14 protein-coding genes and 1 pseudogene are annotated in these 12,373 nt (G+C 69.2%); 6 read left to right on the top strand and 9 right to left on the bottom strand.

Annotation, left to right across the window (positions count from 1 at the left end; genetic code table 11):
* Positions 1-271, bottom strand: a pseudogene (locus A5622_RS06970) (hypothetical protein); the annotation flags it as partial.
* A gap of 38 nt (positions 272-309) precedes the next feature.
* Here A5622_RS06970 and A5622_RS06975 point away from each other — a divergent pair.
* Positions 310-945: a TetR/AcrR family transcriptional regulator gene (locus tag A5622_RS06975; protein ID WP_066860065.1), complete on the top strand. Its 636-nt coding sequence runs from the start codon at positions 310-312 to the stop codon at positions 943-945.
* Between the two features lie 104 nt (positions 946-1,049).
* A complete protein-coding gene (locus tag A5622_RS06980; RefSeq protein ID WP_369829220.1) occupies positions 1,050-1,526 on the top strand; it encodes a nuclear transport factor 2 family protein in 477 nt (158 codons plus the stop codon).
* 1 nt (position 1,527) lies between these two features.
* On the opposite strand, the gene A5622_RS06985 is transcribed toward A5622_RS06980, so the two are convergent.
* The gene (locus A5622_RS06985) at positions 1,528-2,187 is read right to left on the bottom strand and encodes a L,D-transpeptidase (protein ID WP_066860121.1); all 660 of its coding nucleotides are present in this window, start codon (positions 2,185-2,187) and stop codon (positions 1,528-1,530) included.
* A gap of 99 nt (positions 2,188-2,286) precedes the next feature.
* Complete coding sequence (locus tag A5622_RS06990; RefSeq protein WP_066877516.1) at positions 2,287-2,964, bottom strand: phosphatase PAP2 family protein; 678 nt, start codon at positions 2,962-2,964, stop codon at positions 2,287-2,289.
* A 56-nt stretch (positions 2,965-3,020) separates the two neighbouring features.
* Here A5622_RS06990 and A5622_RS06995 point away from each other — a divergent pair, with 56 nt between their 5' ends.
* Positions 3,021-3,503 (top strand): hypothetical protein, encoded by a 483-nt coding sequence (locus A5622_RS06995; RefSeq protein ID WP_066860074.1) that lies wholly within the window; start codon positions 3,021-3,023, stop codon positions 3,501-3,503.
* Here the strand turns inward: A5622_RS06995 and A5622_RS07000 are convergent.
* On the bottom strand, positions 3,487-3,771 hold the full coding sequence (locus A5622_RS07000) for a hypothetical protein (RefSeq protein WP_066860077.1): 285 nt from the start codon (positions 3,769-3,771) through the stop codon (positions 3,487-3,489). The two genes, A5622_RS06995 and A5622_RS07000, sit on opposite strands and share 17 nt — an antisense overlap.
* A 75-nt stretch (positions 3,772-3,846) precedes the next feature.
* Here A5622_RS07000 and bluB point away from each other — a divergent pair, with 75 nt between their 5' ends.
* Together bluB and A5622_RS07010 are read left to right on the top strand one after the other, a co-directional pair.
* Positions 3,847-4,515, top strand: coding sequence for a 5,6-dimethylbenzimidazole synthase (bluB, locus tag A5622_RS07005; protein WP_066860080.1), 669 nt, complete (start codon positions 3,847-3,849; stop codon positions 4,513-4,515).
* A gap of 68 nt (positions 4,516-4,583) precedes the next feature.
* Complete coding sequence (locus A5622_RS07010; RefSeq protein WP_066860083.1) at positions 4,584-6,011, top strand: sulfatase; 1,428 nt, start codon at positions 4,584-4,586, stop codon at positions 6,009-6,011.
* Positions 6,012-6,049: 38 nt separating this feature from the next.
* On the opposite strand, the gene A5622_RS07015 is transcribed toward A5622_RS07010, so the two are convergent.
* Complete coding sequence (locus tag A5622_RS07015; RefSeq protein WP_066877518.1) at positions 6,050-6,835, bottom strand: trans-aconitate 2-methyltransferase; 786 nt, start codon at positions 6,833-6,835, stop codon at positions 6,050-6,052.
* A 165-nt stretch (positions 6,836-7,000) separates the two neighbouring features.
* Between A5622_RS07015 and A5622_RS07020 the strand changes: the two genes are divergently transcribed.
* Positions 7,001-8,200 carry a S9 family peptidase gene (locus A5622_RS07020; RefSeq protein ID WP_066877520.1) on the top strand — a complete coding sequence of 400 codons (1,200 nt, stop codon included), beginning with the start codon at positions 7,001-7,003 and terminating at the stop codon, positions 8,198-8,200.
* On the opposite strand, the gene eccE is transcribed toward A5622_RS07020, so the two are convergent.
* From eccE to A5622_RS07040, 4 genes are all read right to left on the bottom strand, one after another.
* A complete protein-coding gene (gene eccE, locus A5622_RS07025; protein ID WP_066877522.1) occupies positions 8,190-9,209 on the bottom strand; it encodes a type VII secretion protein EccE in 1,020 nt (339 codons plus the stop codon). The genes A5622_RS07020 and eccE overlap by 11 nt on opposite strands.
* Complete coding sequence (mycP, locus tag A5622_RS07030) at positions 9,206-10,615, bottom strand: type VII secretion-associated serine protease mycosin (RefSeq protein WP_066877524.1); 1,410 nt, start codon at positions 10,613-10,615, stop codon at positions 9,206-9,208. Before mycP ends, eccE begins: the two co-directional genes overlap by 4 nt.
* A complete protein-coding gene (gene eccD / locus A5622_RS07035) occupies positions 10,612-12,036 on the bottom strand; it encodes a type VII secretion integral membrane protein EccD (protein WP_156752870.1) in 1,425 nt (474 codons plus the stop codon). The genes mycP and eccD overlap by 4 nt, the downstream gene beginning before the upstream one ends.
* Before the next feature lie 75 nt (positions 12,037-12,111).
* A partial coding sequence (locus tag A5622_RS07040; protein ID WP_197499620.1) for an ESX secretion-associated protein EspG occupies positions 12,112-12,373 on the bottom strand: 262 nt, incomplete at its 5' end.

Consider the following 12,373-nt stretch of genomic DNA (forward strand, 5'->3'; position numbering starts at 1 on the left):
GCGGCGCCCCGATGTCGAGCTGCAGGCCCTTGAAAATCGTGATGACGTCGTCGCCCTCGTAGTTCAGCGCCTTCTGCATCCGGCGGGTGTAGATCGGGCTGGCACCCGCCCACTCCTCGATCGCGATCTGGACCATCTCGTCGCGACCGAACGAGGAGATGCACCAGGCCATCCCGGACCGGTCGATCAGCTGCCCGATCAGCAGCAGTTCGGGGACCAGGGCGACGAGCTCGTCACGGGACAGTTGCGCATATCGCGAGGGGCTGCTCACGCCCCAAAAATAGACTCGACTATGTTATAAAGTCAACAATGCCCATCGTCGCTGGCCAGACGCCCGATCGCCCGGTTGGCCCCACCAGGCGAACCACCGCGCCCCGCAAGCGCGGCGATGACACCCGGGCGAAGATCATCGACGAGACGGTCCGCTGCATCGTGGAGGAGGGCTTCTCGGCGGCCACCGCCAAGCACGTCGCCGAGCGTGCGGGCGTCACCTGGGGCGTCATCCAGTACCACTTCGGGGATCGCAACGGCCTGTTGATGGCCGTGGTCGACGACGGGGTGGCCCGGCTGGTGGACAGCCTGTCGTCGGCCGATGTCAGCGAGCTGCCGCTGCGCAGCCGCATCGAGGTCGTCGTCGACACGGCCTGGAGCTGTTACAGCAGCCCGACGTCGATGGCCGCCTTCGAGATTCTGCGCGAAACCCGCGGCGGTCCGTCACGGCGTCACCTGCTGGACATGAATTCCGCGATCGGTCAGCTGGGCCGGCTCATCACCACCGATCCCGCGCATGCCGGTGTGGCCGAGGTCATTTGGGCCACGCTGCGCGGTGTGGTGCTGGCGCAGATGCTCACCGGCGCGACCGTCGACTGGAGCCTGGAGCGACGTGCCCTCGTCGACATGGTGACCCGTTACCTCGCCGAGGGCCAGGGATACCGCGCCCCGTAAGCCACGCACACGACACGCCGCGCGGACACGCACTGGTTGAAGTCTGGTGCCCACCCCGTCCGACCGCCTCATGATTCGCATCTCCCGTGTGCTGCAATGACGGGATGACCCTCGACGATCTGGCCGATATCGAAGCCATCAAGCAAGTCAAATACCGGTATCTGCGCGCGCTGGACACCAAGCACTGGGACGACTTCACCGACACCCTGGCCGAGGACATCAAGGCCGACTACGGCCCGTCGATCGGCAACGAATTGCACTTCACCAACCGCGCCGACCTGGTGGAGTACATGCGGACCTCGCTGCCGGCGAACGTCATCACCGAGCACCGGGTGACGCATCCCGACATCACCGTCGATGGCGACACCGCAACGGGCAGTTGGTATCTGCAGGATCGGGTGATGGTGGCCGATTTCAACTTCATGTTGATCGGGGCGGCCTTCTACCGCGACACCTACCGCCGCACCGATGCCGGCTGGAAGATCAGCGGCACCGGATATGACCGAACCTACGACGCCACAATGTCTTTGGAGGGCCTGAACTTCACGCTCAAGCCCGGCCGCGCCATCGCCGGCGACTGAACTACTTGGTGATGGCGATGACCGCGCCGGGCCGTAGCCATTTCATGATCGACACCAGCTGAGCGTCGTCGACCGCCACGCAGCCCTCGGTGGGTTTCCCGTCGGTGGTGTGGAAGAAGAACGCGGCGCCCCCACCCGGGGTCTTGTTCTTGTTGACGCCCATCACGACCGCGTGCTTGTACTGCGGGATCTGCAGGTTCTCACTGTCGCCGGTGTTGAACGGGCACTGCGCCTTCTGGCACACCTGCATCGAGTTGAACGTCGGGCTGTGGTCGTCGCCGCTCCACCAGTAGTTTCCCCCGGTCACCTGGGTGTAGGGCAGGCCGGTGCCCGGGTTGGGCGCCGTGCCGAACGCGGAGTCGAGGCTGTACACCCCCATCGGGGTGGCCGGAACGCCGCTCTTGGCCTGCGGCGCCATCCCCGCCGAACCGACATGGGTGGGGATGCCGGACCGCAGCGACTGCCAGCCGGTGCCGGTGCGCTGGAAGATCTCCATGGTCGCGTTGGAACCGCCGGTGCTGACCACCGAAACCACCTGCGTCGCATTGCCTACCGCGTTCGCGAACCAGGGAGCGCCGGCCGCGGCGCTGATCGGGGCGAGCACCAGGGAGGCGAAAAGTACGCACGTCGCGGCGCATAGCGAAGCGAGCAGTCGGTGCATGCCCTCCATCGTCGAACGGGCACATCTTCAGGGTCAAGTAAAGCTTTAGCCCCGGTTAGGTCACCGCGTCGTGACCAAATGCCCACCGCGACAGTGTCGTTAGCGCACCGCCGCGGCTTCGACCGTGCGCTCCACGCCGTCCGATCGACGGGCCGGGGGCCGAAAGACCAAGAGACACACCAGTAAATACAGGTAACCCAGCGACCAACCGGCCAGCACGTCGGACGGATAGTGCACGTTCAGCGCCACCCGGGCGGCGCCGACCATCAGCAGCGACACCGCCACCGCCGCGACCGCGATGCGGCGGATCAAGCGGGTCATCATCGGAAAGAAGAAGCACAGCACGGCGAGCAGTGCGGCCATCGCCTCCAGCGCGTGCCCGGACGGAAACGAACTGGACGCCGCGGCGACCAGCATCGTCGCCGGACGCGGGCGGTCGACCAGGGCCTTGGCCGCCGCGGTGACGAACTCGTTGAGCGGCCCGCAGGCGAACACCAGCACCAGCGCGGCCCGCGGATTGCGCATCACCAGGGCCAACACCGTCATTGCGATGCCCAGCACGGACATCGGCACCGGGCCCAGGACGTAGGACACGTCTTGCCAAAACCGCAGCCACAGCGGGTGTTTGACCGCGACGTCGCGGGCGGCGTTGAGCAGCCACCAATCCATCGAATGCAGCCAGGCCCAGTGCCGGCAGTAGCCCACCCACAGCAGCGCGTACAGCGTCGCGGCCAATGCTGCGATCCAGATGGCCACCGGCATCCTCGGGCGAGTCATAACCAACCGATACCAGCACCGCCACACGACGGCGCTCGCGCGGTCATACTGTCGATATGGCCGTCTTTGTCCGTAGGTTGTTCGGCATCGGCAAGCTGCCCGACGAGCTACACGCCCAGCTCGAGTCGGAAGGCCTCACCTACCTCGCCGATTACGTCGCCGTGACGAGGCGATTCAGCGGCACCATCCCGGGTGTGCGGTTGCCGCACAGCGTCGCCAGCTACACGGGTTCGCTGGTCTTCACCTCGGAGCGGGTCCTGGCGACGCTGTCCATGCTGCCCCGGCTGGCCGGCCCGACCGTCAACGTGCGGTGGAACGCGCCGCAGACCGGCGCGGCGCGGGTGGAGATCTCCTCGACCGGCCTGCAGGTCGATGTCGACGTCGCCCGGGTCGACGAGAAGTTCAGCGGCGAGTTGTCGCTGCACTACAAGGTCGCCATTCCCGACGACGTGCTTGACGGCCTGCCGTTGCGCTCGCTGGCGTTCGACATGCCGCCGGAGTACGTGTTTCGCGCGGTCGGCGTTACCTATAGTCCCTGATCGTGATGCGCGGCCACGGCGGCTGCCGCAGCACCGCCAGGCTGCCGATCACCGCGGCCAGCAGCCCGGTGACCACCCCGATCAGCGCGATCCGCCCCCCGTCCACCGCCGGCGTCCAGGAGGCCTGTCCGTCGCGGATGGCGAACACGCCCAGCGGTTTGGTGACCACTATGACGGTGGTGCCGTCCGGGGTCTGATAGGGCTCACCGTAGCGGCGACCGGCGGCTGCGTCGGCGGCCAGCTGATCGAGCACGTCGGAAGGCTTCACTGTCAACACTCCCCTCGCCGGGATCCACCGGGCCGGTGGTCAGGGCACGCCCCACGCTAACGCGGATTTCCTACGATGGCTGACGTGACCGGTGAGGCATTCAGCCCGCAAGAGCGACGGGCCGTCTATCGCGTCATCGCCGAACGCCGTGACATGCGCCGGTTCGTTCCCGGCGCGACGGTGGACGAGGCCGTGCTGGCGCGGCTGCTGCAGGCCGCGCACGCGGCGCCCAGCGTCGGCCTGATGCAGCCCTGGCGCTTCATCCGGATCACCGACGCCTCGCTGCGGCGGCGCATCCACGCCCTGGTCGACGAGGAACGCCCGCGCACCGCCGCCGCCCTGGGCGAACGCGCCGACGAATTTCTGGCGCTCAAGGTGGAGGGCATCCTCGAGTGCGCCGAGCTGTTCGTGGTGGCCCTGGGCGACGACCGCGACTCGCACGTCTTCGGCCGGCGCACCCTGCCGCAGATGGACCTGGCGTCGGTGTCGTGCGCGATCCAGAACCTGTGGCTGGCGGCCCGCTCCGAGGGCCTGGGCATGGGTTGGGTGTCGTTGTTCGATCCGCAGCGCTTGGGGTCGCTGCTGGACCTGCCGCCCGGCGCCGAACCGGTGGCGATCCTGTGCCTCGGGCCGGTGCCGGAGTTCCCGGATCGTCCGGCGTTGGAACTGGACGGCTGGACCGTCGGGCGCCCGCTGTCGGAGTTTGTCTCCGAAAACCGCTGGGGTCAACTGCCGATGCCCTGACGCGTCGGCACTCAGCAATCGCGCAGGGAAGTTGCGGTAACGTCGCCGGTCGCAAGGCAATGTGAGAGGTGACGCAATTGACGCCGGGCGACATAGCGGACCGACAACAGAACACGGGCTTTCGGGACAACGTGCTGATCGTGCACTGGCACGACCTGGGGCGCTACCTCGGCGCCTACGGCCACGCCGACGTGTCGAGCCCGCGACTGGACCGCCTTGCCGCCGAGGGCATCCTGTTCACCCGCGCGCACGCCACCGCGCCGCTGTGCTCGCCGTCACGCGGATCGCTGTTCACCGGCCGGTACCCGCAGAACAACGGGCTCATCGGGCTGGCCCACCACGGCTGGGAATACCGCGACGGTATCCGGACCCTGCCCCAGATACTGTCCGAATCCGGCTGGTATTCGGCACTTTTCGGCATGCAGCACGAGACCTCCTACCCCAAGAGGTTGGGTTTCGACGAGTTCGACGTGTCGAACTCCTACTGCGACTACGTGGCCGACAGGGCCGACGAGTGGCTGCGGCAAAGTGCCGAAGGCCTTGTCGGCCAACCGTTTCTGTTGACCGCTGGCTTCTTCGAGACGCACCGACCGTATCCACGGGACCGCTACACGCCGGCGGACAGCGACCGGGTGGATCCGCCCGATTACCTGCCCGACACCCCGGAGGTGCGCGGTGACCTCGCCGACTTCTACGGGGCCATCAGCACGGCCGACGCCGCCGTCGGGCGACTGCTGGACGCGCTGGCCGACACCGGCCTGGACGCCACCACCTGGGTGGTGTTCTTCACCGATCACGGCCCGCCGTTCCCCCGGGCGAAATCCACGCTGTATGACGCCGGGACCGGCATCGGCATGATCGTTCGACCGCCCACCCGCCGGAAGCTGGCGCCCCGCGTCTACGACGAGCTGTTCAGCGCGGTCGACCTGGTCCCGACGCTGTTGGGGCTGTTGGGAATCGACGCTCCGGTCGACGTTGACGGTGTCTCACATGCGCCCGCCCTGCTGGAGCCGGATCCGCAGACCGCACCGGTGCGCGACCACGTGTACACGATGAAGACCTACCACGACTCGTTCGACCCGATTCGGGCGATTCGCACCAAGGACTACAGCTACATCGAGAACTACGTGCCGCGGCCACTGCTGGATCTGCCGCGTGACATCCAGGAGAGCCCGTCCGGGCAGGCCGTCGCGCCGTTCGTCACCGCGCCGCGGCCCGAGCGTGAACTCTACGATCTGCGCAGCGATCCCACCGAGACCAACAACCTGCTGGCCGGCGACGGCACAGATGCGGACGAGGTGGCTGCCAATCTCGCTGTGCTGCTCCATGATTGGCGTCAGAGTACCGGCGACGTCATTCCCTCGGAGTTCGCCGGCACCCGCATCTCGGCGCGCTACACCGAAACGTATGAGCAGATCCACCACGGCAAACCGACCCCGCGTTCCGGCATCGCCGCCGACCGGGGCATCGAAGAAGGCAAGCCCACCCAGCGCTAATTGCGGTCTGACTGATGCAAAGTCGCCGGCGCACCCCGCTAGCCGGCAGAGCGGCTCGAGCCACCCACCTCGGCGACGACGAATACCCGCCGGAACGGGAAGATCGTCGTCCCGTCGGATCGGGGCGGGTAGGCGTCCCGCAGCAGCGGGATCAGCTCCTCGCGGAACTGCTCCCACGTCTCGTCGTCGAGCCGCTCGCGCACCGGAACCAGCGCCGTGCCGGTGATCCATTCCAGCACCGGATGCTCGCCGGTCAGCTGGTGCAGATACGTGGTCTCCCAGACATCGACCTTGCATCCCGCGTCCAGCAGCAGATTGGCGTAGTGGGCCGGCGGCTGGACCACCGCGCCCACCCGAAACGGTATGTCGCGCAACAGCTTCGCGTAGGGCTCCCGGCGGGCCAGCGCCCGCACCGCCGCATAGGACGGTGACTCGAAGTTGCCCGGCATCTGGACACCGATCCACGATCCGGATGCCAGCTGCCCCGCCCACCGCAGCAGCAGGTCGGCGTGCTCGGGCACCCAATGCAGGGCCGCGTTGCTCACCACCACGTCGGTGTCGGGTTTGGGCTTCCAGTCGCGCAGGTCGCCGATGGCGGCGTCGATGCCGCGCTCCTTGGCCGCGGCCACCATCTCCGGCGAGCTGTCCATCGCCTCGATCACCGCGTCGGGCCAGCGCCGGGCCAGATACTTCGTCAGGTGACCGGGTCCGCAACCCAGGTCGACGACGCGCCGCGCCCGGTCGGCGCCCACCCGCGACAGCAGGTCATAGAAGGGGCGGCCCCGGTGGTCGGCGAAGGCCAGGTAGACGTCCGGATCCCACATGTCGATCCTCCTGATCCTCGCGCCGCGGCTCGCCGGTCGATAGCAAACCGTACAACTCCCATGGTGCGCCGACGCGGCCCGAATGGTCCCGGGATAACACCGCTACGACCCAAACCGGTCGAAACGCCCAGGCAAGGCGGGCCCGCCGGGCTACCATCGGCGATCGTGGCGTCCGACTCAGATCCGATCGAACCGCCCGTCCCCGTTCCCGACGTCCCCGGCGCCGATCTACCGGCCGGCACCGGCGGATTACCCCCCAATTCGGCGTTGTCGCCCCGCCAGCGAATGGTAGTCGAGGCGTCGGCCCTCGGCGATCTGGCCCTGCGCACCTGGGTCGCGTCGCTGCTCACCACCACGGTGGCGCCGTTCGTGGTGGCCGCCACCCTGCGCCAACACGATTCCGCCGCCGAGCGCGGCAACCTCGATTTCTATGCCGAGCTGGCTGCGGCGGGCGATCCGGCGCGGTCCTTTCCCGCCCCCGCCGAGGTGCCCCGGGTGGCGTCGCGACGGGCCAGCCCGCTGGCGGAATGGATCGCCCGCGGCACCGTCGACAACATCGCGTTCCCCAGCAGTTTCACCGCCGTCAACCCCGCCATGCGCGCGCAGTGGGGCGGCTGGCGGTCGAACAATATGGTGCGCGCCCAGCATTGGCGCCACGACGACGGGCCGCGCCCCACCCTGTGCGTCATCCACGGCTTCATGGGATCGTCGTATCTGGCCAACGGGCGGTTCTTTTCGCTGCCCTGGTATTACCGGTCCGGCTACGACGTGCTGATGTACACCTTGCCGTTTCACGGCAAGCGGGCCGAAAAGTTCTCACCCTTCAGCGGTTTCGGCTATTTCGCCGGCGGCCTCAGCGGTTTCGCCGAGGCCATGGCCCAGGCCGTGCACGACTTTCGTTCCATCATCGACTATTTGCGCCACATCGGCGTGGACCGCATCGCGCTGACCGGAATCTCGTTGGGTGGTTACACCTCGGCGCTGGTGGCCTCGGTCGACGACCGGCTCGAGGCGGTCATCCCCAACTGCCCGGTCGTCACGCCGGCGACGTTGTTCGACGAATGGTTCCCGGCCAACAGACTGGTTCGCCTGGGGCTGCGCCTGTCCGACATCAGCCACGACGACTTGGCGGCGGGCTTGGCCTACCACTGCCCGCTCTACTATCGGCCGCTGGTGCCCCGGGACCGCCGGATGATCATCACCGGGCTCGGCGACCGAATGGCGCCGCCCGACCACGCCGTCAAACTATGGCACCACTGGGATCAGTGTGCGCTGCATTGGTTTCCGGGCAGCCACGTGTTGCACGTGAGCCAGCTGGACTACCTGCGCCGGATGACCGCGTTCCTGCAGCAGGTCATGTTCTGACCACCTCGACGGTGTCGGCGTTGTCGCCGATGTCACCCAGCGGGGCCCGGTGGGCTCCGCCCGCGAGGGTGGGCCAGTGCACCTGCGCGAGCAGGTCCGCCGGCGCGGCGGTGTGTCCGTCGAGCCGCCGGGTGGACAGCAGGTCCAGTGCGGTCAACGCGGGCAGGTGATTTCCGCGCTGCGGGGTCAGCCCATCCACCGGTGCCTTGCCGTCCGGGCCGGTCTCGGTCTGGAACGCACAGGCGACCGCCACGGTGGGCCGGGTCTTGTCACCGGCGACCTCCAGCGCGGTGCAGGTCTCGCGCGCGGAATACGACCGGATCGCCGCCAGGGTCTCCGGCAGAGCGTCGTCCACCGAAATCCGGTATGCGGCAAGGTAATCCGAGGCGCCGCGCTGCACTGCCCGCCACCGCTCGCGCGGGTTGTTGGTCAGCAACCGAGGAACGTCGTCGGCCGCGACGGGGGTGGCCTCCCAACCGATCTCCCGAAGATGGTCGGCCAGCCGGCGGGCGGCGACCTGAGCGGTCTCGTGCAGTGGGATTCGCGACGAGCGTGCCTGCAGCGCGGCCAGGTTGTCGCGCGCCGACACGGTGAGCCCGATCCACGTCTCGCGCCGAGATGCGTCGGCGGCGTTGTCGCGGCTGGTGATGCGGATCTTGTCCGCCCGGATGCCGTAGCGGTCCAGGTAGCTCGCGATCAGCGGCAGCGGCAGCACATCGGAGTCGTCCTCGGGTGCGCCGAGGCGAATGAGGGCGGTCGCCGCCGTGTCGGAAGTGCTCGATGGGACGGCGTTGCCGCGGGCGATCATCACCAGGCGGCGGCCCACGATGGTGGTGAGATGCAGGCCGCCCCACCAGCCGAACAACACGATGACGACGGCGGCGGCGATGCCCAGCAGCCAGTAGTCGCGGGGGGTGCGCCACGGGTAGGCCATGATCGCGGGCACGATGGCCAACAGCGCCAACGTGATTCGGCCGCTGCCGGGAATCGGTATCCGATGCTTGCTCACGGGGTGGGGTCCTTTCGTCGGCGTGCGGCGATTGCGGTGACGGCGCCGGCCACCGCGACCAGCACGGCCAGCGCGACGGTGCCGGCCACCGCGACGGTCCGCGGTTTGGTGTCCTCGGGCGCGGGTGCCGACGGCACGGCCACCGGCTTCACCGCCGCGGCGCCGGGCTGCTCACCGGCGGGAAGTTGCCAGGTCAGGGCCGCCACCGGATCCACGCTGCCGGTGCCCACGACGTTGGAGGGGTCGCGGGCGCCGTTGTGCGCGGTCGCGGTGATGCGGCGCAGCACCGCGCTGGCGTTGAGGTCGGGGTATTTGCTGCGGACCAGCGCCGCGACGCCGGCCACGTAGCCGGCCGCGTAACCGGTGCCGCTCAGGGCGGCGAGTTGCTGGTGTTCGTCGGGCAGGCCGTTCGCCAGGCCGCCGCCGTCGGCGTTGCCGATCGACACGATGCGTTCGCCGGGCGCGGCGACGCCCACCCACGGCCCCGCCACGGTGAATTTCGAAGGCTGGCCGTCCGGGGTCAGGGAGGCCACCGACAACACGTAGGGCTGCCACCACGACGGGATGGACACCGACGTGACGCCGGCCCAATTCCGTGGATCGTTCGGGCGGCTCAGGTCGGTGAGCGGATTGGATTCACACGAGGTGCCCCCACCCGCGGCCCCGGTGGGTCCGCTGTTGCCCGCGCCGGCGACGATCACCGCGTCCTTGTCCACCGCCGCGTAGCGGACGGCGGCACCGAGGGCGGCCTGGTCGACGGGCCGGTCGACGGGCATGCAGGTGGTCGAGCCGATGTCGATCACCCGGGCGCCGAGGTCGGCCGCGTGCACGATCGCCCGGGCGAGCGTGGACACCTCGGCCGACACCCGCGCCAGCATCGGATCGCCGCCCGGCGTGCGCGGCGAGAACTTGGCCGACGTCGTCCGCAGCGACACCACCCGCGCGGCGGGCGCCACGCCGGAGAAACCGTCGTCGGCCGAGGGCTGGCCGGCGATGATCCCGGCGACCAGCGTCCCGTGGCCGTCGCAGTCGGTCAGGCCGTCGGTCGTCTCGACGAAATCACCGCCCGCTTCGGCGTTGGGCAGGCGTGGACCCGGCCGCACCCCGGTGTCGAGCACCGCCACCAGCTGCCCCTCGCCCCGCGAAAACTGCCATGCCGCAGGGAGATTCAGCACCGACTGACTGGGAGTGATGGCAGCCGGATCGCTGCCGGGTACCACTCCGGCCGTGCTACAGGGTCCGCGCTGCTCCATCGGCTGCCCGGGTCCCGGCGCCCCGCTGGGCGGCGGGACACCGGGATCGACCGTCGGCGGGCTGATGGCCAACGCCGGCGGACTGGTCCACGTCGCGGCGGCGGGCAGCACCGCCAACGCCGCCGCGAAGCAGGCTGATGCCGGCCGAATCATCGATTGAGCACCCAGCTGAACAGACCGACCACGAACGCCATGACGGGGATCAGCGACGCGTCGAGTCCGGTGGCGACGAATCCCACCAGCCGGCGCACCGGCAGCGAATAGCTTTCCGGCGCAGCGATGCCCGGGTTGAGCGCCACCACGATCCACACCGTCACCAGCGCCAGCAGCACCAGCGCGGCGCCCAGCGCGGCCGCGTAGCGTCCGGTCGAGGTGTAGAGCACCAGCAGCACTCCGGCGGTCAGGAAGGGCTGGGCGAGCAGCCACGCCTTGCACGCGGCGGAGTCCCACACCCTGGCGCGCAGCACGGACGTCGCCGCGGTCGCCGCGATCACGTACCAGCCCGCGACGCTGAGCGACTCGGGCCGCAGGCCGATCGCCACCGAACCCAGGACGCTGAGCAGCACTGCGGCGGCGATGAATCCGCTCTGATGCGCGTCGCTGATCCGCACGCGCCGGGGCAGGTCCTCGAGGACCTGCAGCGACGGCGCCGACGGGGTGGGGTCCCCGGGCGCCGGGATGACCGGCAACGGGAACCGCGCCCACAGCGCGGACAGTTGGGCCGCCTCGATGGTGACCAGCAGCGCCGCCACGATCAGGCCGCAGCCGATGGCGATGGGCGTGAGGTGCCACAGCAATTCGGCACCGGCGGCCAGCAGCACCCCGGCGCCCACCACCGCGGTCGCGGTGAAGAACCCGGCGATGCGCTCGCGCTCGGCGCTCGGCGCCATCAGGGCGATCAGGGACCACGCGGTGACGCCGGCCGCGGCCAGGGTCAGTTGGGCGGGACCGAACCTTCCCGGCACCGCCAGCGCGAGCGCGGCGGCGATGGGAACCAGCGCGGCGATGGACAGCGCCATGCCGGTGCGCGCCGAACGCGCGGTCACCAGCAGGCCGACGATCGCGGTCAGGGCCGCCACCGCGCTGACCGCGACCAGTCCCAGCAGCGCACCGGTGGCCACCCGGTAGGTCACCGACAGCCCGGTGGCCAGGAATGCCACCGCGATCGCCGCGGCCAGGGCGCCGCGCTGGATATGCGTTGTGCCCCAGGGCTTGAGCCGTGAGGCGGAGAAGATCATGGCCGCGTCGGCGATGTCCTCGACGATGCCGGGCGCGGCCGGACCGACCGGCACCGCCTGCAGCGCCAGCAGATCACCGTCGACGACGCCGACCGTGTCCAGGCTGGCGTCCAGGCTGAACGGCGCACCACCGATGGGCGCCAGGCTCAGTTGGGTCGCCGCGCCGACCTCGGCGGCGCCGCGCGTGGCGGTGCCGTCCTCGGAGTCGCCGTTAACCGCGGCGGGAACCACCAAACGCTGGACGGCGGGCAGGATTTCGCGCAGCGGCAGCTCCGCAGGCAAGGCCATTTCCGTCAACCTGCTGTCCGCCAGTATTGCCACGCGGACGATCGGCATGACGGTTCCGGAGGTCACCGGACCCTCGAAACATGTTGGGGCCGTTGCTGGAACATCGTGCTCTCTTCTCTTTTGCTATGAGTGTTGAACGGACAGTGTTGAAGGGGAAAAGTCTCGGGTCAACCGGTGTTCGGCGAACCATCCGGCGTCTGGCAGCAAAGCGGTCAGTTGTTCGATCGCGACGGCGATCGCGAACGGCGTTCCGGGCGCGAAGGTCGACACCCACTCACCGTCGAACGCGCGGGACGGGCTGACCAGCACCCGTCCCTCGCTTGCGTCGACGATGCTCATCCCCACCTCGCTGGTGGAGTGCCGGCCGTCGCGGTGGCAGCCGGCG

The sequence above is a fragment of the Mycobacterium sp. 1245801.1 genome (assembly GCF_001673055.1).
Classification (GTDB): domain Bacteria; phylum Actinomycetota; class Actinomycetes; order Mycobacteriales; family Mycobacteriaceae; genus Mycobacterium; species Mycobacterium europaeum_A.

Bases quoted from the DNA above. Each gene is read 5' to 3' on its own strand.
- A5622_RS06975 (WP_066860065.1), top strand. From the start codon at position 310: ATGCCCATCGTCGCTGGCCAGACGCCCGATCGCCCGGTTGGCCCCACC.
- A5622_RS06980 (WP_369829220.1), top strand. From the start codon at position 1,050: ATGACCCTCGACGATCTGGCCGATATCGAAGCCATCAAGCAAGTCAAA.
- A5622_RS06985 (WP_066860121.1), bottom strand. From the start codon at position 2,187: ATGCACCGACTGCTCGCTTCGCTATGCGCCGCGACGTGCGTACTTTTC.
- A5622_RS06990 (WP_066877516.1), bottom strand. From the start codon at position 2,964: ATGACTCGCCCGAGGATGCCGGTGGCCATCTGGATCGCAGCATTGGCC.
- A5622_RS06995 (WP_066860074.1), top strand. From the start codon at position 3,021: ATGGCCGTCTTTGTCCGTAGGTTGTTCGGCATCGGCAAGCTGCCCGAC.
- bluB (WP_066860080.1), top strand. From the start codon at position 3,847: ATGGCTGACGTGACCGGTGAGGCATTCAGCCCGCAAGAGCGACGGGCC.
- A5622_RS07015 (WP_066877518.1), bottom strand. From the start codon at position 6,835: ATGTGGGATCCGGACGTCTACCTGGCCTTCGCCGACCACCGGGGCCGC.
- mycP (WP_066877524.1), bottom strand. From the start codon at position 10,615: ATGATTCGGCCGGCATCAGCCTGCTTCGCGGCGGCGTTGGCGGTGCTG.
- eccD (WP_156752870.1), bottom strand. From the start codon at position 12,036: ATGCCGATCGTCCGCGTGGCAATACTGGCGGACAGCAGGTTGACGGAA.